Origin of the sequence: Nocardioides sp. NPDC087217 (assembly GCF_044744805.1) — a bacterium.
In the GTDB taxonomy this organism is placed as follows: Bacteria; Actinomycetota; Actinomycetes; order Propionibacteriales; family Nocardioidaceae; genus Nocardioides.
On record NZ_JBIUZB010000001.1, the window covers coordinates 1,044,131 to 1,069,157 of the forward strand.

Sequence of the window (25,027 nt, forward strand, 5' to 3'; positions counted from 1 at the left end):
TGGAACCACTTCGGGCCTCCCGGACATAGAGGGTGCGTGAGAGGTAGTGAGTCGCAGAGCTTCGGGCTCGTGGTGACGGAGAACGACAGCGGTCTGGCGGAGCGTCTGCGCCGGGGCGACCACGAGGCGATGGCGGAGCTGTTCGGGCGCTATGCGGATCCGGTCTACAACTTCTGCTTCCGGCGCGTGGCTTCCTGGAACCTCGCCGAGGACGTGATGTCCCAGGCGTTCCTGGAGGTCTGGCGGGTGCGGGAACGGGCGGTGGCCTACGACGGCTCGCTGATGCCGTGGCTCTTCACCGTCGCCGAGAACGTCTGCCGCAACGCCACCCGTGGTGCCCGCCGGCAGAACGCGCTGGCGGGCAGGCTGCAGCTGGTGCGGGTCGACGACGCCGAGGACCACGCGGACGGAGTCGTACGCCGCCTCGACGAGGAGCGCCGGATGTCCGAGCTCCTCGCGGCCGTCGACAGGCTCAGCCGCAAGGACCGTCAGATCCTGATGCTCATCGCCTGGGACGGCCTCTCGTATCTGCAAGTTGCCCAGGCTCTCGACATCCCTGTCGGGACCGTACGCAGCCGGCTCTCCCGCGCACGCAAGCGGGTCGCCGCGCTGATGGGTGAGGGGGAGAAATGATGACCGGAATTCCTGAACGCAGCCTGCGCCCTCATGTGAAGGCGCGGCGAGAGGCGGAGCTGATGCAGGCGATCTCCCAGGAGAGTCGTACGAAGAGGTGGATGGTACCTGTCGCGGCTGCCGCCGCGGTGGCGATCACGGCGGCCGGTGGCGTCGTGGTCACCCAGAGGACGTCGTTGCTGAAGGGCGACGAGCAGATCGCAGGTCCACTGGAGACGTCTGCGAAGCCGTCGCCGGTGCCGGACCGGGTGGTAGCGCCGGTGAAGGTCCCCGGGGACGACGTCACGGGGCTGTGGCCCGCGGCCTTCAACGGCCACGGAGTCTCGTGGTCTCGCGACATCCCGGTGCTTCAGAAGTACCGAGACGTCCTCGCCGAGCATCTGGATCCCGCCGGGGAGCACCTCGAGAAGACCGTCTCGAACATGCAGGCCGGTGAGGCGGGCAGTGGGCGCCGCATCGGTACGAAGCTGGGGTGGACCGTCGAAGGCGAGGACGGTCTCGGGATGATTCAGCTTGCCGTCGGGTCCGGTTGGGATGGAGTCGGCTTCCTGTGCGATGACCCCGGGTGGACCTGTGAGGACGTCGACCACCCGGGAGCGAAGGAGGCGAGAGTCGCGACGAATGGCGGCGCACGGACCTATGCCGTCGAGCGCTCCGACGGGACGGTCGTCGCGATCACCCTCGACTCGCTGTTCGGTAACAACTCGACGATCCCCGTCTCCGGTGTCGACCTCGGGGAGAAGGAGGTCATGGCGGCCGCTGCCGACCCCCGGCTGGTCGTCCCGGAACTCGATCTGCCGCCTCAGGTCGACGCCAAGGAGCTGGGCAGGACCGCGCTGAAGACGCTGGTCCCGCCCGGAACCCCGGCAACGTGGCGCGACGGCATGCCCATGCGCTTCGACCACGAGGCGTACGTCGTTCTGACCGACGTCAAGCAGGACATGGCGGACAGCTTCTCCAGTGGCGAGCCGGGCTTTGTCGAGGTGCGGCTGGAGGAGACGCTCAACCCGATCCAGATGGACAAGGCGTGCCACCGCACCGTCTACAAGCGCTGCATCATCCGCACCGTCGATGGCAACGAGGTCTTCATCGGGCTCGGCAAGAACCGCCGCTGGATGGGCAAGCCCGCTGACCCGGTGAACCTCGTCGTCTTCCAGGGCCCCGTCTACACCGTCAGCGTCTACGGCGACCGCGCGATCCCGGTGGACCGCGCCGTCGACTTCGTACTCGATCGGAGGTGGCAGCCGCAGGGCTGAGGTCAGGTTTCGCCGTCGGCGGTCTTGGCGAGTGCGACCCGGTCCTGTGCGCGATCTACGTCGAGGGGCTCGGTGCCCCAACCGATCCAGCGCCGGCTACGTCAATAGGGCGTCGGGGGTTGGAACCGGAGGAGGAGAGACGTTGAGCAGGGACGAGGAGTTCACCGCCTACGTCAGGGAGAGACGCGCGCATCTGTACCGCGCGGCGTACCTGTTGTGCGGTGACGAGCATCGCGCCGAGGACATCGTGCAGCTGACGCTGTCGAAGGTGTACGCGGCATGGCGAAAGGTTCGGAAGGCCGACAGCGTCGATGCCTACGTACGCAGGGTGCTGGTCAACAGCCACCTGGACGAGGGCCGTCGTCCGTGGCGGCGTGAGCGGGCCGGTGAGATCGTCGACCGGCCGGCGCCGAGCGGCCCGGAGACCGAGGACCTCGACGAGCTCTGGACCGCGCTGCGTGCGCTTCCCGCAGGTCAGCGGCGAGTCGTCGTGCTCCGTCACTACTGGGGTCTGTCGGTCGAGGAGACCGCTGCCGACCTCGGCATCAGCACCGGGACGGTCAAGAGCCAGACCTCGGCCGCCCTGGCCAGCCTGCGCCGCGCCCTCCGTCCCGGCCTCGCTGTCCCCGACGTTGCCCCCGACGCTGCCCGAGGAGGCCGGCGATGAACACCTTCGACGACGACACCCTGCTGCGCGAGCGCCTCTACCGCATCGGCGCCACAGTTCCGGTCCCGCTCCCGGACCCCTCCGAGGACGTACGCCGCGGCCGCCGCCGCGTGCGCTCGGCGCGACTGCTCACCGCCGCCGGGACCATCATGGCGGCCGGGATCATCGCCATCACCGGGGTCGCGCTGCGGCCTCTCGTTGCGGATCGGGCCACCGACCCGGCCGTGTCGCCCACCTCCACATCTTCCTCGTCGGTGCGCCGGGCCGAGTCGGTCGCGCAGGCGCTGCCCAGCACGTTCGGCCTGGCGATCAACCTGATCTTCGAGCGCGACGCTGCCCTCGCGGACGTCCCTGACGTGGTGATGAAGCCGATCCAGGAGCAGACCGACGAGGCCGTCGTGACCTGGACCGCGAAGGCGGAGAAGATCGACGGCGGGGACCAGGAGCTCGCTGACCTCGTCTCCGAGATCCAGCAGTCGTTGGCCGCCCTGCCGGAGACGCGATCCATGATGCGTACGGAGGAGACTCGGCTGCAGGGGGCGCTGGCCTTGTCGACACTCTCCAACGGCCTCCTCGCGATCTCGACGCTCGTGCCGTACGTCGGTGACGCCGAGATCGACGACGAGATCGAGGCGCTCGGCCACCTGGGCCCGGCCTTCCGGTCGCTCGGTACGCAGCGGAACATCATGATGCCGGCACTCGCCAAGCGTGAGGCCATGCAGAGTGCGGGCGCTGCGGGCGCGGATGCTCTCAGCAAGCAGGAGTTCGCCGAGCTTGCTCGGGCCGAGGCTGAGTGGCGCCTGTCGCTCTCGGCGCTCTACACGTCGAGCTCGGAACCTCAGCGCGACTCCCTCGACGAGATCACCAAGAACACTGCCACCAACGGGGCCGTCGGCGTTCCCGCGCAACGGGCGGTCAACCAGGTCCTGGCCAACGGCAATCTGGACCGGGTCACGATGACGCCGGACCAGCATGCGGCGTCCTGCACCGAGCTGTTCCGCGGGCTGCAAAAGCTGTCCGTCGCGGCGGCGAACGAGCTCATCGACGACCTCGCCGAGGTCGACTGAGCTCGGCACGGCCAAACGGCCGAGATGGTAGTTGTGGGCGACGAAAGTAGAGTTTCGTCGCCCACAACTACAGATTCGGCCTGCCAGAACTGCGGGCTCGCTTGGGTCAGGCCGAGACTGCCGCCTCGAGCTGGTCGAGGGCCCAGTGGAGGTCCTCCTCGGCGATCACCAGGGGCGGCGCGAGGCGGATGGTGGAGCCGTGGGTGTCCTTGGCGAGTACGCCGCGGGCGAGCAGGCGCTCGCAGATCTCGCGACCGCTGGCGATCGCCGGGTCGATGTCGACGCCGGCCCACAGGCCGCGGGAGCGGAAGCCGACGATGCCCTTGCCGACCATCGCCAGGAGGCGGTCGCGCAGGACCTGGCCGAGCGCCTCGGCGCGGGCCTGGAACTCGCCGGTCTCCAGCAGGTCGATGACGGCGGTGCCGACGGCGCAGGCGAGCGGGTTGCCACCGAAGGTGGAGCCGTGCTGGCCGGGGCCGATGACGCCGAGCACGTCGCGGTCGGCGACGACGGCCGAGACGGGGACGATGCCGCCGCCGAGGGCCTTGCCGAGGATGTACATGTCCGGCTTCACGCCGGCGTGGTCGCAGGCGAAGGTGTAGCCGGTGCGGCCGAGGCCGGCCTGGATCTCGTCGGCGGCGAAGAGCACGTTCTCGCGGGTGCAGACCTCGCGCAGCCCGATCAGGAAGTCGTCGCCGGGGATGACGACGCCGGACTCACCCTGGATCGGCTCGACCAGCACGGCCACCGTGTTGGGGGTGATGGCGGCCTCGATCGCGGCGAGGTCGGCGTAGGGGACCATCACGAAGCCGGGGGCGAACGGGCCGAAGCCGTCGCGCGCGTCGGCGTCGTCGGAGAAGCCGACGATCGTGGTGGTGCGGCCGTGGAAGTTGCCGGCCATCACGATGATCTCGGCCTGGTCGGCCGGGACGCCCTTGACGTCGTAGCCCCACTTGCGGGCGACCTTGATCGCGGTCTCGACCGCCTCGGCGCCGGTGTTCATCGGCAGCACCATGTCCTTGCCGCACATCGCGGCCAGGCGGGCGGTGAACTCGGCGAACTGGTCGTGCACGAACGCACGGGAGGTCAGCGTGACCTTGTCGAGCTGCTCACGGGCCGCGGACAGCAGAGCGGGGTGGCCGTGACCGAAGTTCAGCGCGCTGTAGCCGGCCAGCATGTCGAGGCAGCGGCGGCCGTCGACGTCGGTCACCCAGGCGCCCTCGGCGTGGCTGATCACGACCTCGAGGGGGTGGTAGTTGTGCGCGGAGTGCGCCTCGGCGGCCGCGAAAGCGGCGGGGGTCAAGCTGGTCGCAGCGGTGGCCTGAGCCTCGTTGAGCAGGGTCATCGCACTCCTCCATCTGTGGGGCGTTCTCGGTGATCTGAGACAGGATCATCTGATTGTCAGACAATCCTACGATCAGGCTACGCCAGATGTCTCATCGTTGTCGCCAGGCCGGTAACGCGGCAGCAAATACCGGTGCGAGGGGTGTGCGCCCCGGGGTATATGTTGCGTCAGCCATCTCGGCCCGCCTCGCGTTCTCTGGCAGCGAAGCGACCCCTAGACCATCTCGGGCAAGAGACTCGGAGGAACCACAGATGCGCATCCGCGCACTGGTGGCGGCTGCTGCCGTCGCCCTGATCGTGCCGGCGGTGCCGGCCTTCGCGACGGAGGCCCCGTCGACCACCACGGACCCGTCGGAGACGACGACCGTCGAGACGACCCCGGACGACTCGCAGCCTGCTCCCGAGACGGGTGCCGAGACGGGCACCGAGACGGGCACCGAGACGGGGACCCAGACGGAGCCGGAGACCCAGCCCGAGACCCAGGTCGAGACCGACCCCGTCGCCGAGGCCGAGCCTCCCGCGGCAGGCGTGGCCGAGGAGCCCGCAGCCGCCGTCGTGACCACCGTCGCGATCACCGTTCCCGCCACCACCCCTGCCGGGGGTGCGACGTTCCCGGTGACGTACGACGTGGAGAACGTGGAGGCGCTCGGCGCCAACCCGGTGGCCAACTGGACGATCACCGGCTCGAACGGCACCTCGCCGAGCGGCCCGCAGTCGGCGCCGATCACGCTCGACGCCGACGGTGTCGGGTCGGTCCAGGCGACGATGCCGACCGCGACCGACACCTACCGGATCACCGGATTCGTCGAGGGTGAGAGCGGTGCGACCGACTCTGTCACCGTCGAGCTCGGGTCCGTCGACGCCACCAAGCCGGTCGTCACCCTGAGCCGCAGCCTGACGACGTTCTACCCCTACCCGGACGGCTACCGCGACACGGTCACGGCGAAGATGACCGTGAACGAGACCGTCGGCTACACCGCGAAGGTGGTCACCGCCACCGGCACGCTGGTCCGCACCCTGGGTTCGTCCACGAGCTTCACCGGCACCACCTCCTACACCTGGAACGGCTACAACAACGCTGGCACCCGGGTCTCGGGCACCTTCTACATCCGCATCGAGGCCAAGGACAAGGCTGGCAACGCCACCACCGCCCAGATCTCGGTCGCCGCGTCCGCCAAGAAGCTGACCTGGAAGACCTACAGCAGGACCGTCACCGCAGCCGATGCCCTCGACTACAAGTACGTCGGCTCCTGCTCGACCCTCAAGGCGCCCGCTCGCAGCGACTGGTCCGAGTCCCGCGGCCTGCGTTCGAACGTACGCTGCAAGGCCCCCGGCGACAGCGCCAAGGCGACCGTCTACACCGAGAACGTCAAGTGCCTGCCGAAGTCGGTCGACGGCAACTACCGCAACCTGACCCTCAAGCACTACGGCGGCCGTCCGAAGGGCTACACCAAGGACGTCTACCTGGTCACCACCGTCCTGCGTCCGTCCGACTGGTCGACGCGTCAGCGCCACCAGTTCGGCAACTCGATCAAGTGGAAGACGATGGCGTCGGTCGCTTCGCCCAACAGCCTGATCCAGAGCCGTCTCTCGACGCAGTACTGCCCCGCCGTGTGGTGGACCGCCGGGCTCAACTCGAGCTCGCGCTACGACGTCTGGAAGTACTCCGTCGGCATCCAGTACCGCGTGCTGGCGTGACCGTGTCGAGCAAGCTGATCCTGGCCGCCGCAGCGGTCCTGGTGGCCGGCGGCGCTGTCGGCGGCGCCGTCGCGCTCACCGGCGAGGACGAGCCGAAGCGACCGGTGGTCGAGAAGAAGCAGTCCACCCCGCCCGGGCCAGAGAAGCACCCGGACCCGGAGGAGGTCACCGACCTGTACGCCCCCGAGGGTGAGGTCGGCGTCGACCACTAGCCGACAAGAAGAAGACGTACGCCGCCGGGCACGGTCCCGGCGGCGTACGTCTGTGGTTTTCAGGAGAGCAGAAGGCCTGTCACAGCCTCGTCACAGGAACCCGACGGACACTGGAGCCAGGGTCGGCCGAGTCGACCCGCCCAAGATCGCGTACGCCGCCCGGCTCCCCGACCGGCGGCGTACGTCTTGATTTGGCTCCGCCGTGCGGGGGCTCGTAACCTTGTGAGTCGTGACTCCTGCCGCGTCCTGATCCCTGGTTCGATAAGAACTGCGCACGGTCAGGGACGCAGATCCGGATGACTGCCACTGGGACCACCCAGAGGACAGGGCAAGCCGGGCCGTGTTCGTCAGAAGCCACGCAGCACCATCCCGGTGCGCATCCGTGCGCCGGGTCCAACGAACTAAGAAGGCATACGTGCGTACTTACGCTCCCAAGCCGGGCGACATCGAGCGCGCCTGGCTCGTGATCGACGCGACCGACGTCCGTCTCGGCCGCCTCGCGGTCCAGGCCGCTGAGCTCCTCCGCGGCAAGCACAAGGCGATCTTCGCGCCCAACGCGGACACCGGCGACTTCGTCATCGTCATCAACGCCGAGAAGGTCTCCCTCTCCGGCAACAAGGCCAAGACCAAGCTGGCTTACCGCCACTCCGGCTACCCGGGTGGTCTGACCGCGACCCCGATCGGCGAGATCCTCGAGAAGGACGCTCGCAAGGCGATCGAGACCGCTGTGTGGGGCATGCTGCCGAAGAACAAGCTCGGCCGCCAGATGCTCAAGAAGCTCAAGGTCTACTCCGGTCCGACGCACCCGCACGCCGCGCAGCAGGCCGTTCCGTTCGAGATCAAGCAGATCGCCCAGTGAGCCAGGACCAGGACATGACTGAGAACACCGTAGAGGTCGAGGAGACCTTCGAGACCGACGAGCAGGGCCTCGCGTACACCTCCGAGAGCGCCCCGTCCGCCGACACCCCCGAGCGCCCGGCGACCATCGCCCCGGCTGCCGCCACCGGCCGCCGCAAGGAGTCCGTCGCCCGCGTCCGGATCGTCCCGGGCACCGGCGAGTGGACCATCAACGGTCGCACCATCGAGGACTACTTCCCCAACAAGCTGCACCAGCAGATCGCGAACGAGCCGTTCGCCGCGCTGCAGCTCGAGGGTCGCTTCGACGTGATCGCCCGTATCGACGGCGGCGGCATCGCCGGTCAGGCCGGCGCGCTGCGTCTCGGCGTGGCCCGTGCGCTGAACGACGTCGACGTCGAGGCCAACCGCCCGACCCTGAAGAAGGCCGGTCTGCTGACCCGCGACGCCCGCGTCGTGGAGCGGAAGAAGGCCGGTCTCAAGAAGGCCCGCAAGGCCTCGCAGTTCAGCAAGCGCTGATCGCCCTCGCGATCGCCTAGCATTGTTGGGGTGCCTCGGCTCGCCGAGGCACCCCAACTCATTTTTCGGGCGGGGGCCGACGTACGAAAGAAGGTCACACGGACGTGGCACGCCTTTTCGGCACTGACGGAGTTCGCGGTCTCGCGAACGGCGAGATCCTCACCGCCTCGCTCGCCCAGAACCTGGCGACCTCGGCGGCATTGGTCCTGACCGAGGAGCTGCGGGTCTCGACAGGCTCGACCACCGATGGACCGCGCAAGCCGCTGGCGGTGGTCGGCAACGACTCGCGCGTCTCCGGACAGTTCCTGCAGGCGACGGTGGCCGGCGGTCTGGCCTCGGCCGGCTGCGACGTGATCGACGTCGGCGTGCTGCCGACGCCCGGGGTCGCCTACCTCACCGCGGCCCTCCAGGCCGACCTCGGTGTGGTCATCTCGGCCTCGCACAACCCGATGCCCGACAACGGCATCAAGTTCCTCCAGCGCGGCGGGCACAAGCTCGACGACGTGCTCGAGGACCGGATCGAGGCACACCTCGACGAGCCCTGGGACCGCCCCACCGGCGCGTCGGTGGGCCGGATCTCGACCCACGAGAATCCCGTGGAGACGTACGCAGCCCACCTGATCTCCACGCTCGAGCGCCGACTCGACGGGCTGACCGTCGTCGTCGACTGCGCCAACGGAGCCGCCGCGGCCGCGGGTCCGCTGGCCCTGGACCAGGCCGGGGCGAAGGTGATCGCGATCAACGACGTCAACGACGGCCTCTCGATCAACGACGGCGTCGGTTCGACCCACCCGGAGATGCTCCAGAAGGCGGTCGTCGAGCACGGCGCCGACGTCGGGTTCGCCTGGGACGGCGACGCCGACCGCTGCCTGGCCGTCGACGGTGAGGGAAACCTCGTCGACGGCGACCAACTCATCGCGATCCTCGCCCTCGGGCTCCACGACGCCGGCCGGCTCCCGGACGACACCGTGGTCGTCACCGTGATGAGCAATCTCGGGTTCGTCAAGGCGATGGACGCTGCGGGCGTCCACGTGAAGCAGACCGCCGTGGGCGACCGCTACGTGCTCGAGGAGATGCGCCGGGGCGGCTACGCCATCGGTGGCGAGCAGTCCGGGCACATCATCATGAGCGAGCACGCCACCACCGGCGACGGCATCCTCACCGCGCTGCACGTCCTGCAGCGGATGACCCTCACCGGGCGTACCCTCGCCGACCTCGCCTCCGTCGTCACCCGCCTCCCGCAGGTTCTGCTCAACGTCAAGGGCGTCGACAAGGCCCGCTGCAAGACCGACCACGGCCTCCTCGACGCCGTCGCTGCCGAGGAGAAGGCCCTCGCCGGCTCCGGGCGGATCCTGCTGCGCCCGTCGGGCACCGAGAACCTCGTACGCGTCATGGTCGAGGCCCCCACCCATCACGAGGCCGAGGCCTGCGCCGAGCGGCTCGCGGACGTGGTCCGGTCCCGCCTGGCCCTCTGACCCCTCCTGTCACACCCGTCGCCGAGTCGGCTCGTTCTAACGAGCCGACTCGGCGTCAGATCTTTCGGAGACGTACGTAGCGGACGGAGTGGTCGCGGTCCTTGCGGAGGACGAGGGTGGCGCGGGAGCGGGTGGGGAGGACGTTCTCGCGGAGGTTGGGGCCGTTGATCTCGTTCCAGATCTCGGTGGCGCGGGTGATGGCCTCGTCGTGGCTCAGGGCCGCATATTTCGTGAAGTAGGACGAGGGGTCGCGGAAGGCGGTCTCGCGCAGCCGGAGGAACCGCTCGACGTACCACTGCTTGATGTCGCGGGAGTCGGCGTCGACGAAGACGGAGAAGTCGAAGAAGTCCGAGAGGGCGAGGGAGATGGTGCCGTCGGCGCGGACCCGGGAGGGCTGCAGGACGTTGAGGCCCTCGAGGATGACGATGTCGGGCTTCTTGACCAGCACGGTCTGGTCGGTGACGTCGTAGGTCAGGTGCGAGTAGATCGGCGCACGCACCTCGTCCTCACCCGACTTGAGGTCGACGAGGAAGCGGAGCAGGGCCTTGCGGTCGTACGACTCCGGGAAGCCCTTGCGCTCCATCAGGCCGCGACGCTCGAGCTCGGCGTTGGGGTAGAGGAACCCGTCGGTGGTGACCAGAGCGACGTTGGGGTGCTCGGGCCAGTGGGCGAGCATCTGCTGGAGGACACGAGCCGTGGTCGACTTGCCGACGGCGACGGATCCGGCGACCCCGATGACGAACGGCGTACGTTCCGGCATCGCCTTGCCGAGGAACAGCTCCTGCTGGTCGTGGAGCTTGTCCGAGGCGCTCACGTAGAGGCTCAGCAGGCGGCTCAGCGGTAGGAAGACCTCCTCGACCTCGTTGAGGTCGATCTGGTCGCCCAGGCCCCGCAGCGACTCGATCTCGGCCTCGGTCAGCGGACTCTCGGTCTCGGTCGCGAGCTCGGCCCACGCGCTACGGTCGAGCTCGACGTAGGGCGAGGAGCCGCGGTCATCGCCGTGTGGCCCGGGGTGTGACATGGCAACGATTGTTACGCACATGCGCCGCCGCTTCCTGCTGGGGTCCACGAGAGCCGTAGGATCATCCGCCATGTGCGGCATCGTTGGGTACGTCGGAGACCGGTCGGCGCAGGACGTCGTGATCGATGGGCTGCGGCGGTTGGAGTACCGCGGCTATGACTCGGCGGGGATCGCTCTGATCACCGCCGACGGGCTGGCGGTGGACAAGAGGGCCGGCAAGCTCGCCAACCTGGAGAAGGCGATCGCGGACACGCCGCTGCCGGCGTCGACGACCGGGATCGGCCACACCCGCTGGGCGACCCACGGCGGCCCGACCGACGGCAACGCCCACCCGCACGTCGGCCGCACCGGCCGCGTCGCGGTCGTGCACAACGGCATCATCGAGAACTTCGCCGAGCTGCGGGCCTCGCTGGAGACCGACGGGCACGAGTTCACCTCGCAGACCGACACCGAGGTCGCCGCCCACCTGCTCGAGCGCGAGGTCGTCGGCGGAGCCGACCTGACCATCGCGATGCAGAAGGTCTGCTCGATCCTCGAAGGCGCGTTCACCTTCGTCGCGATCGACGCCCAGGACCCGTCCCGGGTCGTCGCCGCCCGGCGCAACAGCCCGCTCGTGGTCGGTCTCGGCGAGGGCGAGTCGTTCCTCGGCTCCGACGTCGCCGCCTTCATCGAGCACACCCGCGAGGCGATGGAGCTCGACCAGGACCAGGTCGTCACCATCACCCGCGACGGCGCGACGGTCACCAACTTCGACGGCACTCCCGCCGAGGGCCGCCGCTTCCACGTCGACTGGGACCTCGCCGCCGCCGAGAAGGACGGCCACGACTGGTTCATGCGCAAGGAGATCCTCGAGCAGCCTCGTGCGGTCGCAGACTCTCTCCTGGGGCGGCGTACGCCTTCGGGGTCTCTGCATCTCGACGAGATGCGGCTCGACGACGACGAGCTGCGCGAGGTCACCAAGATCATCATCATCGCCGCGGGGACCTCGTTCTATGCCGGGATGGTCGCGAAGTACGCCATCGAGCACTGGTGCCGGATCTCGGTCGAGGTCGAGCTGGCCTCCGAGTTCCGCTACCGCGACCCGATCCTCGACAACTCCACCCTGGTCGTGGCGATCTCGCAGTCCGGCGAGACCGCCGACACGCTGCAGGCGATCCGGCACGCGCGCTCGCAGCGCTCCAAGGTGCTGGCGATCTGCAACACCAACGGCTCCACGATCCCGCGCGAGTCCGACGCGGTCATCTACACCCACGCCGGCCCGGAGATCGGCGTCGCCTCGACCAAGGGGTACGTCACCCAGCTGGTCGCCTGCTACCTGCTCGCGCTCTACCTGGCCCAGGTCAAGGGCACCATGTACGGCGACGAGATCGACGGCGTGATGACCCAGCTCGAGGCGATGCCCGCGGCGGTCGAGAAGGTCCTGGAGACGGCGCCGCAGGTCTACGACCTCGCGCGTGAGTACGCGGACCGCCGGGCCTTCCTGTTCCTGGGGCGCCACGCCGGCTACCCGGTGGCGCTGGAGGGCGCGCTCAAGCTCAAGGAGCTCGCCTACCTGCACGCCGAGGGGTTCGCCGCCGGCGAGCTCAAGCACGGCCCGATCGCGCTGGTCGAGGAGGGCCTGCCGATCTGGTGCATCGTGCCCCCGCGCGGCCGCGACTTCCTGCACGACAAGATGCGCTCCGGGATCATGGAGGTGCGCGCCCGCGGCGCCCGCACCATCGCCCTGGTCGAGGAGGGCGACGACTCGGTCGACTCGGTCTCCGACACGATCATCCGGCTGCCCAAGGTGCCCGTGCTCCTGCAGCCGCTCGTCGCGGTCGTACCGCTGCAGCTCTTCGCCTGCCAGCTCGCCACCGAGCTCGGCTACGACGTCGACCAGCCGCGCAACCTCGCCAAGTCCGTCACGGTCGAGTGATGGCGGTCCTCTGATGGCTGTCCTCGGGGTCGGGATCGACGTCTGCGACCTGGAGCGCTTCGAGGAGTCGCTGGAGCGTACGCCGCGGCTGCGCGAGCGCCTGTTCACGCCTGCAGAGGCGGCGAAGCCGATGGCCTCGCTGGCCGCCCGGTTCGCCGCCAAGGAGGCGCTCGCCAAGGCGCTCGGCGCGCCGCAGGGGATGGAGTGGCACGACGCCGAGGTGATCTCGGAGTCCTCCGGCCAGCCCCGGTTCGAGCTCCGCGGCACGGTGCTGGCGCAGGCCACCAAGCTCGGTGTCGCCACCGTCCACCTCTCGCTCTCCCACGACGCCGGCATCGCCTCGGCGATGGTCGTCCTGGAGGACTGACGGGGCTTGTTCGAGCCCTTCGGCCCAGGCCCGCCAGGGCATGGGCGCGTAGGCTGGGGCCATGCGGCGTGCGCACTCGGTTGAGCAGGTCAGAGCGGCAGAGAGAGCCCTGATGGCGAGCCTGCCAGAAGGTGCCCTGATGCAGCGCGCGGCGGCCGGGCTGGCCTACGCGGTCGTCGGTCACCTTCGCGGGCGGGGTCTCGGCGGTGCCTACGGGAAACGCATCGTCCTGCTCGTCGGGAGCGGGGACAACGGCGGAGACGCGTTGTACGCCGGGGCGCTGCTCGCGCGTCGAGGGGCGCGGGTCGAGGCGTGGCTGCTGTCGGACCGGGCGCACGCGGGTGGGGTCGCAGCTCTGAAAGCGGCCGGAGGGACGGTGTCCTCGGACGTCTTCTCGACGAGCTCGACCACCGGCGCCTTCGATGTCGTCGTCGACGGGATCGTCGGGATCGGGGGAAAGCCCGGGCTGAGGCCGGACGCGGAGAGGGCACTGGCCCTGCTCCCCGGGATCCCGGTCGTCTCGGTCGACACGCCGAGCGGCGTCTGCGTCGACACCGGCGAGGTCGACGGCGCCCATGTGACCGCTGACCTGACGGTCACCTTCGGAACCCACAAACCGTGTCACCTGCTCGACCCGGCCGCTTCGGCGTGCGGGACGGTACAGCTGGTGGACATCGGCCTCCGGCTGCCGAGGCCGGCCATCGAGAGCCTCGAGGCCGCGGATGTGGCGGACCTGGTGCCGCGTCCCGCGCCGGACGGGCACAAGTACTCCCGCGGCGTGGTGGGGCTGAGGGTCGGCAGTGCCACCTACCCCGGGGCCGCGCTGCTGGCCGTCTCCGGTGCCAACACCGGACTGGCCGGGATGGTCCGCTACGTCGGCACCGCCTCGGAGTGGGTCAAGCGACACAACCCGGAGGTCGTCGGCGACGGCCAGGCACAGGCCTGGGTGGTCGGCTCCGGCAGCGCCGACGGCGCCAACAGCGCGCTCGCGTTCGCCCGGGCGAGCGGCGTACCTCTGGTCATCGACGCCGACAGCCTGCGCGCCCTGAACGGGCCGCTCGGGGTGCCCGCGATCCTGACTCCGCACGCCGGCGAGCTCGCGGCGCTGATCCGGGAGGACCGCGGCGAGATCGAGGCTCGTCCATTGCACTACGCACGGCTCGCGGCCAAGCGGTTCGACGCGGTGGTGCTGCTGAAGGGGCGGCGTACCACGATCGCCTCACCGGACCCCGGCACACCGGTACGGGTCAACACCACAGGCACCTCCTGGCTGGCCACCGCCGGTTCGGGGGACGTGCTCGGCGGACTGATCGGCTCGTTGCTGGCCGCCGGTCTCGCCCCCATCGACGCCGCCTCGGCGGGCGCCTGGCTGCATGGCGCGGCGGCGAGCCTCGCGAGCGCGGGTGGGCCGGTCACCGCGAGCGGGGTGGCTGCGGCCATACCCGCCGTTATCCGGTCCCTTCCTGCTGTCTCCCCCCTACGCAATTGAGCACTGCGCAGGAACTATCCTTGACACCATGTCACCGAGCCCAGCGCCTCGGGCTCCGCTTCGGCGAGCCGAGATCGTCATCGACCTCGCCGCGATCCGACACAACGTCTCGCGGCTGCGGGAGCACCTGCGTACGCCGATCATGACGGTGGTCAAGGCCGACGGCTACGGGCACGGTCTGGTCGAGGCCGGGCGGGCCGCTCGTGAGGGCGGTGCGGACTGGCTCGGCGTGGCCTCGGCCGACGAGGCGCTCGCGCTGCGCGCGGCGGGCGACGAGGGCCGGCTGCTGGCCTGGCTGATCATGCCCAGCGAGCCCGCCGAGGAGCTCGTGGCCGCGGACATCGACGTCACCGCCTACACGATCGCCGACCTGGAGAAGTTCGCCGCCGCCGGTGACACCCTGGGCATTACGCCGCGGGTGCAGCTCAAGGTCGACACCGGACTCAGCCGGGGCGGCGCGCCGTTCGGCGACTGGCCGAAGCTGGTCGGACTGGCGCGCATCCTGGAGGCCGAGGGCGCGATCCGGGTCACCGGGATCTGGTCGCACTTCAGCGCCAGCGAGAACACCGCCGACCCGGCCAGCGCCCTCCAGGAGAAGGTCTTCGCCGAGGCGCTCGCGGTCGCCGAGGAGGCCGGCCTCCGGCCCGAGGTGCGTCACCTGGCCAACTCCGCGGGAGCGCTGCTGCGCCCCAGCGCGCGGCTCGACCTGGTGCGGGTCGGGATCGCGACGTACGGCATCGACCCGGCGCCCGGCGTCGAGGGATCGCCGTGGGCCGAGCTCGGACTCGTCCCGGCGATGACCGTGCGGGCCGAGCTGGCGCTGGTGAAGCCGATCGAGGCCGGTGCGGGCGTCTCCTACAACCACACCTGGGTGGCCGATGAGCCGACGACGGTGGGGCTGATCCCGGTCGGCTACGCCGAGGGCATCCAGCGTCGTGCCGGGAATCGCGCCGAGGTGTGGATCGACGGAGCTCGATACCCCGTGCGCGGCACCATCTGCATGGACCAGATCGTCGTCGATCTCGGGGACGCTTCGGTCGAACGCGGTGCCGAGGTGCTCCTGTGGGGCACCGGTGCCGATGGCGAGCCGACCGCCCAGGACTGGGCCGAGGCGAGCGAGACCATCGCCTACGAGGTCGTCACCAGAATCGGAGGACGGATGAAGCGCCGTTATGTTGACACAGACGTCGACACCGAGCAGGCCGAGCAGGGAGGCGACACATGAGCAGCATCGCAGCACGGATCGGTCAGATCGCGGCGGGAACTCTGGGCGCGGCGGCGGTCGCTGCCGCGGCCCGCGGCGCGGTGGTGGTCAGGAAGCGCCGCCGCGCGATAGAGGAACGCCCCGAGGACCGGACCCCGCTCGGCACCCTGCGGTCCTGCCCGGTCACCGTGGTGACCTCTGACGGCGTACCTCTTCATGTCGAGGTCGACGAGGTCGACCCGGCTCACTCGCACCCGGGCGGGGCGAGCGGGGTGACGCTCGTCTTCGTGCACGGCTTTGCCCTCAACCTCGACTGCTGGCACTTCCAGCGGGCGGCGTACCGGGGTTTGGTGCGGTCGGTCTTCTACGACCAGCGCAGCCACGGCCGCAGCGGCCGCTCCTCGCTCGGCAACGCCACGATCGACCAGCTCGGCGACGACCTGCTCCGGGTGCTGGACGCGGTCGTGCCGGAGGGACCGGTGATCCTGGTCGGCCACTCGATGGGCGGAATGACGATCGCGGCGCTCGCCGAGGATCACCCCGAGCTGTTCGCGCCGTACGGCGAGGGTGGCCGCATCATCGGCGCCGCCCTGATCTCCACGACCGCCGGTGGTCTCGACCCGAGCCGGCTGCTGATCCCGGTGCTCCCGGCCAAGCTGTCCGGCGGGATCGCCAACAGCACCATGCGGACGCTGGCCAGGGGACACGGCATCGTCGACCGGTTCCGCGCCATGGGGTCCTCGGTGGCGACGGTCTTCACCGACGTGTTCGCCTTCGGGGACGAGGTGCCGGAGGCGTACGTCGACTTCGTCGACGGACTGCTCTCGCAGACACCGTTCGAGGTGGTCGCGGAGTTCTTCCCGAGCTTCCGCGCGCTGGACAAGTTCTCGTCGATCACCATGCTCGGCCGGGTGCCGACCACGATCATCTGCGGCACCGCCGACCGGCTCACCTCGATCGGCCACAGCCGCAAGCTGCACTCCTACATCCCGGGCTCCCGGCTGGTCGAGTGCGAGAAGGCCGGCCACATGGTCATCCTCGAGCGGCACGGTCAGGTCAACGCCGAGCTCGATCAGCTGCTCGCCTCGGCCACCCGGGATGCGGCCTCGGCATGACGCTCGTCTTCGAGCGGGTCGGGCCGGAGGCCGCGACCGAGGTGCTCGGTATCGTCCGGGCGGCATTCTCCGCCCGCCCGCCGCTGGACCCGCCCGCGGATGCGCTCGGCGAGACCGAGGCGTCGATGAAGGACCGCTTGGCTGGCTTCGGCGGGGTGGTGGCGCGGTTGGACGGGGTTGGCGTCGGGGCCGTCGTCATGGATCCCGCGGACTCGACCCTGTGGCTGCGTCGTTTCGCTGTTCTGCCTGATCAGCAGGGTCATGGGGTGGCGCACAAGATGGTGACGTACGCCGCCGGGGTCGCGGTCTCGGAGGGGTTCGAGGATCTCGCGGTGATCGCGCGCGAGGAGCTTCCGGAGACGTTGCGGTTCTGGGTGCGGCAGGGATTTCGGGAGATCTCCCGGGAGTCGCCCGCGGTACGGCTCCATCGTCCGTTGAACGAGTATGTCGTCGAGGCGCTCGATCCCGACGCCATGTTCGAGCTCGGTCGACGGGTGGCCGGCCTGGTCGCCGCCGGTGACGTACTCGTCCTCTCCGGCGGCCTCGGCGCCGGCAAGACCACTTTCACCAAGGGTCTGGGGGCCGGGCTCGAGGTCCGCGGCGAGATCACCTCGCCGACCTTTGTCATCGCCCGGGTGCATCCTTCGACCGTCGGCGGCCCGGAGCTCGTCCACGTCGACGCGTATCGGCTCGGCGGTATCGAGGAGCTCGACGACCTCGACCTGGACACCGATCTCGACGACGCGGTGACGGTCGTGGAGTGGGGCGAGGGCCTGGCCGAGGGGCTCTCCGAGTCGCGGCTGGAGATCCGGATCGTACGTGCCGAGGCCGACGAGGCCCCGTTGGATCTGGTCGAGGCACCCGACGGTGCGGATCCTCGGCGCGTGGAGATCCTCCCGGTCGGGGCCCGCTGGCGCGGCGTGGACCTCAGTGCGCTCTAGGGTGTGAGTTGTGCTTCTCGCCTTTGACACCGCCACGCCCCAGGTGACCGTGGCGCTCCACGATGGCGACGACGTCGTCGCCGAGGTCGTCTCCGACCGCACCATGAAGCATGGTGAGCAGCTCGCGCCGCTGATCTCCGACGTCCTCGCGGCGGCCGGGATCGTACGCCAGGATCTGACCGCCATCGCCGTCGGCGCGGGCCCCGGGCCGTTCACCGGCCTACGCGTCGGGCTGGTCACCGCTCGGACGCTCGGGTTCGCGCTGGAGATCCCGGTCTATGCGGCCTGCACGCTGGACGTGCTGGCGGTGGAGGCCGTTGCCTCGGGAGTGATCTCGACGAGCTCGACCACCGAGGGATTCTTCGTGGCGACGGATGCGCGGCGTAAGGAGGTCTACCTGGCCTCCTACGACCCCGACGGCGTACGCCTCGAGGGTCCTGTCGTCGCCCGCCCCGCCGAGGTCGCCACGTCGGCGCCGGTCGTCGGCGAGGGGGCGTTGCTCTATCCCGACGCGTTCCCGACACCGCTTGGCCCCGCGCGGCCCTCCGCCGGCTGGTTGGCCCGGGCGGTCGCCGAGGAGCAGGTCGAGCTGATGGATCCCGAGCCGCTCTACCTGCGTCGGCCGGATGCGGTGGAGCAGGCTGCCCAGAAGAAGGTCCAGAAGAAGGTCCAGAAGAAGGTTTCCCAGTGACTGTGCGTCCGGCCGGCCCGGACGACGTCGACGCGATCGCCGCCCTCGAGCTCGAGGCGTTCCCGGACGATGCCTGGACACCCGAGTACCTGCAGGTGGCGATCGAAGGGAAGATGCCGACGGTCCGGATCCTCGTCGCGGTCGATGATGCGGGAACGGTCATCGGTCATGCGCTGGTGAGCGTCGTCTACGAGATCGCCGAGCTCCAGCGGATCGCGACCGCTGAGGAGCAGCGCCGCCGCGGGATCGGTGGATCGCTCCTCGCCGCGTCGATCGACCTCGCTCGGAGCGAGGGAGCCGAGCGACTTCTCCTCGAGGTACGCGAGGGCAACGTCGGGGCCATCGAGTTCTACCACCAAGCCGGATTCGTCGAGATCGACCGCCGGGAGCGCTACTACCGCGATGGGGCGACGGGGATCGTGCTGGCTTTCGATCTTGTTGCTCCGTCGTGAGCGGCCGAGGCTGACTAGCCCGAAACTTACGAGCCCGAAAATTGTCGGTGCTCTGTGTTGCGATGGGTGTCATGCACCTCAGACGCAACGCCTTCGATTCGCAGACCGCGGGCCTCGCTCTGGCCCGGACGATCGGGCGCAGCGGGCTCCGTCCGCCCACGCTTCAGACGATCGCCGAGGAGGCGAAGACGGGTGTGTCGACGCTGCACCGGTGGTTCGGCGGGACGCAGGGGATGTTGCCGCACGCAACCGCTGCGTTCGCGGACATGTTTTGGACTCGGATCGCGGATCGGGTGAATGGGACCGGCTGGGCCGGCTTTCTGCCCGCGAGCGAGGACGACCTGTTCTTCCTGAGAGCTTGGCTCGGCTTCGAGGAGCTCGCCCGTTCCGACGACGGCGTCGGACAAGCAGTGGGCGAGCTGTGGCACGACGCGAGGTTCTGGTTCCGATCAGTACTCGGCCGCGAGCTCACCGACTTCGAGGCGGCAGGAGTGGAGGTGATCCTTCGGGGACTCTGGGACGGTCTCTGCACAGCGGATCCGATCGACGCAGATCTCGCGCATCGCCTGTGGGAGGCGGTCCATGCGTCTCTGGCGGAGTTCCCGATCGGCGCTGCGGCGGCGTGATCGGCTGTCGCCGGAAGGAAAATTCCTTCCGGCGGATCAACTGAGGTGGGGCCTAGCGGTGCCAGCGGAAGGAAAATTCCTTCCGCGGAGAGAAGGTGAGTCCAGCGTGGCCCGGGATCACGCCGCAAACCTGACGGCTGCCGAGCGCAAGGAAAATTCCTTCCGCTGCCGGAGGACTCTCTCGCTGGCCGCGTCGGTTACAAGGCACGCGGGCCGCTTTCCGGTTGCTCAGCGCTCACAAGGCAGAATGCCCCTATGACTGCTGGTCCCCTCGCCGACGAGCCCTTGGTCCTTGGCATCGAGACGTCGTGCGATGAGACGGGGATCGGGGTGGTGCGCGGGCACACGCTGTTGGCAGACGCGGTGGCGAGCAGCGTCGAGGAGCATGCCCGGTTCGGCGGGGTCGTGCCAGAGGTTGCCAGCCGGGCGCATCTGGAGGCGATGGTGCCGACGATCGAGCGTGCCTGCGAGGAGTCGGGCATCAAGCTCCACGACGTAGACGCGATCGCCGTCACCTCGGGACCGGGCCTCGCGGGTGCCCTGCTGGTCGGGGTGGCGGCGGCCAAGGCGCTCGCCCTCGGGCTCGACAAGCCGATCTACGGGGTCAACCACCTCGCTTCGCACGTCGCGGTCGACCAGTTGCAGCACGGGCCGCTTCCCGAACCGTGCGTTGCCATGCTCGTCTCCGGCGGCCACTCCAGCCTGCTCAAGGTCACCGACATCACCGAGGGTGTCGACCCGATGGGCGCGACCATCGACGACGCCGCGGGCGAGGCCTTCGACAAGGTCGCCCGCCTGCTCGGCCTCGGCTTCCCCGGCGGCCCGGTGATCGACCGGACAGCCACGTCGGGCAGCTCGATCGCGATCGACTTCCCCCGCGGGCTCACCGGCCGCCGCGACCTGGAGCGTCACCGCTTCGACTTCTCCTTCTCTGGCCTCAAGACCGCGGTCGCCCGTTGGATCGAGGCCAAGGAGCGCAGCGGCGAACCCGTCCCGGTTGCCGATGTGGCCGCCAGCTTCCAGGAGGCCGTGGTCGACGTCCTGGTGCGAAAGGCCCTCGACGCAGCCTCCTCCGAAGGTATCGAGGACATCATCATCGGCGGCGGGGTCGCGGCCAACAGCCGGCTCCGAGTGCTCGCCGAGGAGCGTGCCACCCAGCTCGGCATCCGCGTCCGAGTTCCGCGCCCGGGCCTGTGCACCGACAACGGGGCGATGGTGGCGGCTCTGGGGGCGGAGATGGTGGCCAGAGGACGTACACCTTCGGCGCTTGACCTCCCGGCGGACTCCTCCCAGCCGATCACGACCGTCCTGGTCTGACCTCCATCTCAGAACGGCCGCACCAACAGACACGTTCCCTCGCCGGCGACCCGGGTGAGCACGATCGTGGCTTCCTCGGAGCCGGACAGTGCGAGCCGCTTGCGGAGCTGCTCGGGGACGACCTGTACGCCGCGCTTCTTGATGGTCAGCTTCCCGATCCCGCGCTCGCGCAGCGCCGCCTTGAGCTGCTTGTCCCGGTAGGGGAGCTCCTCGAGCACCTGATACCCGCGGGCGAACGGTGTCTCGAAGGAGGCGGAGGAGGTGACGTATGCGATGTGCTCGTCGATCAGGTGACCCTGCACCCCGGCGGCGACGGCGGTGACCAGCCCCGCGCGGATCACGGCCCCGTCGGGCTCGTAGAGGAACTCGGCGACCGCACCGACCTCGGCGCCGGGATCGTCCTCGGAGGTGAGCGTCGCCAGGCCGCGCTCGCCGATCACGGTGGCCCGGCGGTGGGTGCTGGCCAGGGAGCCTGACCACAGCGCGGCCTCCTTGACCTCGCCGCGGTCGCTGACCCATTCGGCCTCCACCTTGTCGGGTACGAGGTCGTGCGGGATGCCGGGGGCGACCTTCACGCATGCGTCGCGCGCGAAGAGCGTCTCGACCCACGACCACGGCGGCGTCCACCCCTCCGCGGAGAACACCCGGCCCTTGGCGCCGCGGCGTGCCGGATCGGCGTACGCGACGTCGAAGGGGGAATGGTCGACACCTGTCGCGTCGGCGACGGTGACTGCACCTGGCAGCTCGAGGGCGTCGAGGTTCGCCTGGGCGACGGCGACCCGCTCCGGATCGTTGTCGACCCCGGCGGCGGTGAGCCCGGCTCGCGAGGAGGCGATCAGGTCACCGCCGATCCCGCAGCCCAGGTCGATGACGCTCGTCGCATCGAAGGCACGCAGCCGCGCCGCCCGGTGGTGGGCCACGGCGAGGCGGGTGGCCTGCTCGAGGCCGTCTGGGGTGAAGTACATCCGCGGTGCCAGGTCGCCGAACTTGGCGGCCGCCTTCCGGCGCAGGTCGACCTGGGTCATCGCGACGGCCACGCGCTCGGCCGCCTCGTCCTTGCGCAGGGCGGTCTGCACCGCCAGCGCCGAGTCCTTGCCGTCTCCCTTGCCGTCGGTGCGCGCCGACGCCGTCATCTCGGTGGCCCGCGCCAGCAGCCGCTGCCCGTCATCGGTCAGCAACCAGGAGAAGGCGTCGAGATCCATGCAGCCGATCCTCTCAGGCCGGTTTCCGGTCCGGGCAAACTCCATTACCCCACTGGGTGTTTGTGATCTAGGATCCGCCGAGTGCGTAGATCCCCCCGCATGACCTCTCTGACCTTCTCGGCGGCCGCGGCCGTCATCACGCTGCTGTCACTGTTGCTCGCCGCGCCGGTCTCGGCAGACACTGCGACTCCGGTGGGCCAGTGCTCATCCGGGGATCGCACCTACTCCTCGGTCGGCACCGCCTCTGTCACCGCGACGGCGCCCGAGGGCTACCGGATCGCGTCCTTCTGCGTGGTCGGCCGCGGCAACGCGGGCGCGGAGACGCACACCCTGTCCACGCCGCAGAGGAGCACGGTCGTCGCGCACAGCTCCGGCAAGCAGCTGGAGAGCTACTCGGTGACGTACGTGCAGGTCCCGGCCGCGAGCGTGCCGGAAACGGCCGAGGAGACGACGGCGGAGAAGGAAGAGGCGAAGGCCGAACGTACGCCGACAGCTGAGGAGTCGGAGCCGGAACCGCGCCGCTCGGCCCCCGCCGAGAAGTCGGCCGCCCCGGGGAAGTCCACGCTGCTGCCGTCCCAGCTGAGCGACGGGGAGGAGCTCCAGATCACCACTTTCGAGGAAAAGGACGACAGCGAGGATCGCTGGTCGTTCCTGGTGGTCGGCGGGATCATCGTCGTCGGGCTTCTCGCCGGTGCGATCGCGCTGATGGTGCGGATCCCCGGGCAGCGATAGACCGGCCTTGCTGGCACTCATTGCAGCCGAGTGCTAACGTCTGCACTGGCACTCTCCCCCTGAGTGTGCCAGCGCTTGCGAGCCGGGTGCGACCCCCGCGACGGCGTACGTGGCAGATCGCAAGCACAGACGTAGCAACACCCACCGAAGTCTGACTCCGTAGAAAAGAAATGGGGAGGTCGACACAGTGTCGGTCAACATCAAGCCTCTTGAGGACCGGATCGTCGTCAAGGCCGTCGAGGCCGAGCAGACCACCGCCTCCGGTCTGGTCATCCCGGACACCGCCAAGGAGAAGCCCCAGGAGGGCGAGGTCCTGGCGCTCGGCCCGGGTCGCATCGACGACAAGGGCAACCGCGTCCCGCTCGACGTCGCCGTCGGCGACAAGGTCATCTACAGCAAGTACGGCGGCACCGAGGTGAAGTACGCCGGCGAGGAGTACCTCATCCTTTCGGCCCGCGACATCCTCGCAGTCATCGCCTGACGATCATCCGTCTCGCACATCTGACGCGGCCGGGCCAGCCGGCCCGGCCGCGTCCGTGCGTACAAGGGAGTATGTGAAATGCCGAAGATCCTGGAGTTCGACGAGAACGCCCGCCGCGCCCTCGAGCGTGGCGTCGACGCCCTCGCCAACGCCGTCAAGGTGACGCTGGGCCCCAAGGGCCGCTACGTCGTCCTCGACAAGAAGTGGGGCGCTCCGACCATCACCAACGACGGTGTCACCGTCGCGCGTGAGATCGAGCTGGACGACCCGTTCGAGAACCTTGGTGCTCAGCTCACCAAGGAGGTTGCGACCAAGACCAACGACATCGCTGGTGACGGTACGACCACCGCGACCGTCCTCGCCCAGGCGATGGTCCACGAGGGTCTGCGCGCGGTTGCCGCCGGTGCGAACCCGATGAGCCTCAAGCGCGGTATGGACGCCGCCGCGGCCGCCGTCGGCGACGCCCTGCGTGCCGCCGCCCGTGAGGTCGTCGACGAGTCCGACATGGCCTCGGTCGCCACCATCTCCTCCCGCGACGCGAAGATCGGCGAGATCCTCGCCGAGGCCTTCGCCAAGGTGGGCAAGGACGGTGTCATCACCGTCGAGGAGTCCAACACCACCGGCACCGAGCTCGAGTTCACCGAGGGTATGCAGTTCGACAAGGGCTACATCTCTCAGTACTTCGTGACCGACCAGGAGCGGATGGAGGCCGTCATCGACGACCCGCTGATCCTGCTCGTCCAGGGCAAGATCAGCTCCATCCAGGAGCTCCTGCCGCTGCTGGAGAAGGTCATCGCCGCCGGCAAGCCGCTGTTCATCATCGCCGAGGACGTCGAGGGCGAAGCCCTCTCGACCCTGGTCGTGAACAAGATCAAGGGCACCTTCAACGCGACCGCCGTCAAGGCGCCCGCGTTCGGTGACCGCCGCAAGGCCATGCTGCAGGACATCGCGATCCTCACCGGCGCGCAGGTCGTCGCCGAGGAGGTCGGCCTCAAGCTCGACCAGGTCGGCCTCGAGGTGCTCGGCACCGCTCGCCGGATCACGGTCACGAAGGACAACACCACGATCGTCGAAGGCGGCGGCGACGCTGCCGCGGTCGAGGGTCGCGTCAACGAGATCAAGTCCGAGATCGAGCGCACCGACTCCGACTGGGACCGCGAGAAGCTCCAGGAGCGCCTCGCGAAGCTCGCCGGTGGCGTCTGCGTGATCAAGGTCGGCGCTCACACCGAGGTGGAGCTCAAGGAGAAGAAGCACCGCATCGAGGACGCTGTCTCCGCGACCCGCGCCGCCATCGAGGAGGGCATCGTCGCCGGCGGTGGCTCCGCGCTGATCCACGCCGTCTCCGTCCTGGAGAAGGACCTCGGCCTCGAGGGCGACGAGGCGGTCGGCGTACGCGTCGTCCGCAAGGCCGCCGACGAGCCGCTGCGCTGGATCGCCGAGAACGGTGGCGACAACGGCTACGTCATCACCACCAAGGTCCGCGAGCTCGGCGTTGGGCAGGGCTTCAACGCCGCCACGGGTGAGTACGGCGACCTGGTCGCCCAGGGCGTCATCGACCCCGTCAAGGTCACCCGCTCCGCGCTGATCAACGCCACCTCGATCGCGGGCATGCTGCTCACGACCGAGACCCTGGTCGTCGACCAGCCGGAAGAGGAAGAGGCCCCCGCAGCCGGTCACGGCCACGGTCACGGCCACTGACGAATAGCCGAGTCGGCGCATCTTGCCCCGTGCTTCGCGAAGCGAAGCGA

At 69.5% G+C, this 25,027-nt stretch carries 25 protein-coding genes; 22 read left to right on the forward strand and 3 right to left on the reverse strand.

The window, feature by feature from the left end:
• Positions 1–36: 36 nt before the first annotated feature.
• The 4 genes from ACIO3S_RS05165 (at position 37) to ACIO3S_RS05180 (ending at position 3,623) form a co-directional block, all read left to right on the forward strand.
• Positions 37–633 carry an RNA polymerase sigma factor gene (locus ACIO3S_RS05165; protein WP_400460249.1) on the forward strand — a complete coding sequence of 199 codons (597 nt, stop codon included), beginning with the start codon at positions 37–39 and terminating at the stop codon, positions 631–633.
• On the forward strand, positions 633–1,889 hold the full coding sequence (locus ACIO3S_RS05170; RefSeq protein ID WP_400460250.1) for a hypothetical protein: 1,257 nt from the start codon (positions 633–635) through the stop codon (positions 1,887–1,889). The genes ACIO3S_RS05165 and ACIO3S_RS05170 overlap by 1 nt, the downstream gene beginning before the upstream one ends.
• A gap of 142 nt (positions 1,890–2,031) precedes the next feature.
• Positions 2,032–2,556, forward strand: coding sequence for a SigE family RNA polymerase sigma factor (locus ACIO3S_RS05175; RefSeq protein ID WP_400460252.1), 525 nt, complete (start codon positions 2,032–2,034; stop codon positions 2,554–2,556).
• Positions 2,553–3,623, forward strand: a complete 1,071-nt coding sequence (locus ACIO3S_RS05180) for a nitrate- and nitrite sensing domain-containing protein (protein WP_400460254.1) — start codon at positions 2,553–2,555, stop codon at positions 3,621–3,623. Before ACIO3S_RS05175 ends, ACIO3S_RS05180 begins: the two co-directional genes overlap by 4 nt.
• 106 nt (positions 3,624–3,729) lie before the next feature.
• Here ACIO3S_RS05180 and rocD read toward each other — a convergent pair whose 3' ends face one another.
• Positions 3,730–4,968, reverse strand: a complete 1,239-nt coding sequence (gene rocD / locus ACIO3S_RS05185; RefSeq protein WP_350838445.1) for an ornithine--oxo-acid transaminase — start codon at positions 4,966–4,968, stop codon at positions 3,730–3,732.
• 251 nt (positions 4,969–5,219) lie between these two features.
• Between rocD and ACIO3S_RS05190 the strand changes: the two genes are divergently transcribed.
• The 5 genes from ACIO3S_RS05190 (at position 5,220) to glmM (ending at position 9,726) form a co-directional block, all read left to right on the forward strand.
• Positions 5,220–6,665: a hypothetical protein gene (locus ACIO3S_RS05190; RefSeq protein WP_400460256.1), complete on the forward strand. Its 1,446-nt coding sequence runs from the start codon at positions 5,220–5,222 to the stop codon at positions 6,663–6,665.
• Positions 6,662–6,877: a hypothetical protein gene (locus tag ACIO3S_RS05195; RefSeq protein WP_160025357.1), complete on the forward strand. Its 216-nt coding sequence runs from the start codon at positions 6,662–6,664 to the stop codon at positions 6,875–6,877. Before ACIO3S_RS05190 ends, ACIO3S_RS05195 begins: the two co-directional genes overlap by 4 nt.
• A 415-nt stretch (positions 6,878–7,292) precedes the next feature.
• Positions 7,293–7,736 carry a 50S ribosomal protein L13 gene (gene rplM / locus ACIO3S_RS05200; RefSeq protein ID WP_141791781.1) on the forward strand — a complete coding sequence of 148 codons (444 nt, stop codon included), beginning with the start codon at positions 7,293–7,295 and terminating at the stop codon, positions 7,734–7,736.
• A gap of 14 nt (positions 7,737–7,750) precedes the next feature.
• Positions 7,751–8,251 carry a 30S ribosomal protein S9 gene (rpsI, locus tag ACIO3S_RS05205; RefSeq protein ID WP_160025356.1) on the forward strand — a complete coding sequence of 167 codons (501 nt, stop codon included), beginning with the start codon at positions 7,751–7,753 and terminating at the stop codon, positions 8,249–8,251.
• A 104-nt stretch (positions 8,252–8,355) separates the two neighbouring features.
• Positions 8,356–9,726 (forward strand): phosphoglucosamine mutase, encoded by a 1,371-nt coding sequence (gene glmM / locus ACIO3S_RS05210; RefSeq protein ID WP_400460260.1) that lies wholly within the window; start codon positions 8,356–8,358, stop codon positions 9,724–9,726.
• A 55-nt stretch (positions 9,727–9,781) separates the two neighbouring features.
• On the opposite strand, the gene coaA is transcribed toward glmM, so the two are convergent.
• Positions 9,782–10,747: a type I pantothenate kinase gene (gene coaA / locus ACIO3S_RS05215; RefSeq protein ID WP_400460262.1), complete on the reverse strand. Its 966-nt coding sequence runs from the start codon at positions 10,745–10,747 to the stop codon at positions 9,782–9,784.
• Positions 10,748–10,817: 70 nt separating this feature from the next.
• Here coaA and glmS point away from each other — a divergent pair, with 70 nt between their 5' ends.
• The 10 genes from glmS (at position 10,818) to tsaD (ending at position 20,864) form a co-directional block, all read left to right on the forward strand.
• On the forward strand, positions 10,818–12,662 hold the full coding sequence (gene glmS, locus ACIO3S_RS05220; protein ID WP_400460264.1) for a glutamine--fructose-6-phosphate transaminase (isomerizing): 1,845 nt from the start codon (positions 10,818–10,820) through the stop codon (positions 12,660–12,662).
• A gap of 13 nt (positions 12,663–12,675) precedes the next feature.
• The gene (locus ACIO3S_RS05225) at positions 12,676–13,029 is read left to right on the forward strand and encodes a holo-ACP synthase (protein ID WP_160025352.1); all 354 of its coding nucleotides are present in this window, start codon (positions 12,676–12,678) and stop codon (positions 13,027–13,029) included.
• Positions 13,030–13,141: 112 nt separating this feature from the next.
• Positions 13,142–14,518, forward strand: coding sequence for a bifunctional ADP-dependent NAD(P)H-hydrate dehydratase/NAD(P)H-hydrate epimerase (locus tag ACIO3S_RS05230; protein ID WP_400460266.1), 1,377 nt, complete (start codon positions 13,142–13,144; stop codon positions 14,516–14,518).
• Positions 14,519–14,546: 28 nt separating this feature from the next.
• Positions 14,547–15,743 (forward strand): alanine racemase, encoded by a 1,197-nt coding sequence (gene alr, locus ACIO3S_RS05235; RefSeq protein ID WP_400460268.1) that lies wholly within the window; start codon positions 14,547–14,549, stop codon positions 15,741–15,743.
• Positions 15,740–16,837, forward strand: coding sequence for an alpha/beta fold hydrolase (locus tag ACIO3S_RS05240; protein WP_400460270.1), 1,098 nt, complete (start codon positions 15,740–15,742; stop codon positions 16,835–16,837). The genes alr and ACIO3S_RS05240 overlap by 4 nt, the downstream gene beginning before the upstream one ends.
• On the forward strand, positions 16,834–17,778 hold the full coding sequence (gene tsaE, locus ACIO3S_RS05245) for a tRNA (adenosine(37)-N6)-threonylcarbamoyltransferase complex ATPase subunit type 1 TsaE (protein WP_400460272.1): 945 nt from the start codon (positions 16,834–16,836) through the stop codon (positions 17,776–17,778). The genes ACIO3S_RS05240 and tsaE overlap by 4 nt, the downstream gene beginning before the upstream one ends.
• Positions 17,779–17,788: 10 nt before the next feature.
• Positions 17,789–18,469 (forward strand): tRNA (adenosine(37)-N6)-threonylcarbamoyltransferase complex dimerization subunit type 1 TsaB, encoded by a 681-nt coding sequence (tsaB, locus tag ACIO3S_RS05250; RefSeq protein WP_400460274.1) that lies wholly within the window; start codon positions 17,789–17,791, stop codon positions 18,467–18,469.
• Complete coding sequence (rimI, locus tag ACIO3S_RS05255) at positions 18,466–18,921, forward strand: ribosomal protein S18-alanine N-acetyltransferase (protein WP_400460276.1); 456 nt, start codon at positions 18,466–18,468, stop codon at positions 18,919–18,921. The genes tsaB and rimI overlap by 4 nt, the downstream gene beginning before the upstream one ends.
• Positions 18,922–18,992: 71 nt before the next feature.
• Complete coding sequence (locus ACIO3S_RS05260) at positions 18,993–19,547, forward strand: hypothetical protein (protein ID WP_400460278.1); 555 nt, start codon at positions 18,993–18,995, stop codon at positions 19,545–19,547.
• A gap of 255 nt (positions 19,548–19,802) precedes the next feature.
• Positions 19,803–20,864: a tRNA (adenosine(37)-N6)-threonylcarbamoyltransferase complex transferase subunit TsaD gene (gene tsaD / locus ACIO3S_RS05265; RefSeq protein WP_400460280.1), complete on the forward strand. Its 1,062-nt coding sequence runs from the start codon at positions 19,803–19,805 to the stop codon at positions 20,862–20,864.
• An 8-nt stretch (positions 20,865–20,872) separates the two neighbouring features.
• Here tsaD and ACIO3S_RS05270 read toward each other — a convergent pair whose 3' ends face one another.
• Positions 20,873–22,066, reverse strand: a complete 1,194-nt coding sequence (locus tag ACIO3S_RS05270) for an SAM-dependent methyltransferase (protein WP_400460282.1) — start codon at positions 22,064–22,066, stop codon at positions 20,873–20,875.
• A 99-nt stretch (positions 22,067–22,165) separates the two neighbouring features.
• Between ACIO3S_RS05270 and ACIO3S_RS05275 the strand changes: the two genes are divergently transcribed.
• From ACIO3S_RS05275 to groL, 3 genes are all read left to right on the forward strand, one after another.
• Positions 22,166–22,798, forward strand: a complete 633-nt coding sequence (locus tag ACIO3S_RS05275) for a hypothetical protein (protein ID WP_400460284.1) — start codon at positions 22,166–22,168, stop codon at positions 22,796–22,798.
• 187 nt (positions 22,799–22,985) lie between these two features.
• Positions 22,986–23,279, forward strand: coding sequence for a co-chaperone GroES (gene groES, locus ACIO3S_RS05280; RefSeq protein ID WP_008362423.1), 294 nt, complete (start codon positions 22,986–22,988; stop codon positions 23,277–23,279).
• Positions 23,280–23,357: 78 nt separating this feature from the next.
• Positions 23,358–24,977, forward strand: coding sequence for a chaperonin GroEL (gene groL / locus ACIO3S_RS05285; protein WP_400460287.1), 1,620 nt, complete (start codon positions 23,358–23,360; stop codon positions 24,975–24,977).
• Positions 24,978–25,027: the final 50 nt, after the last annotated feature.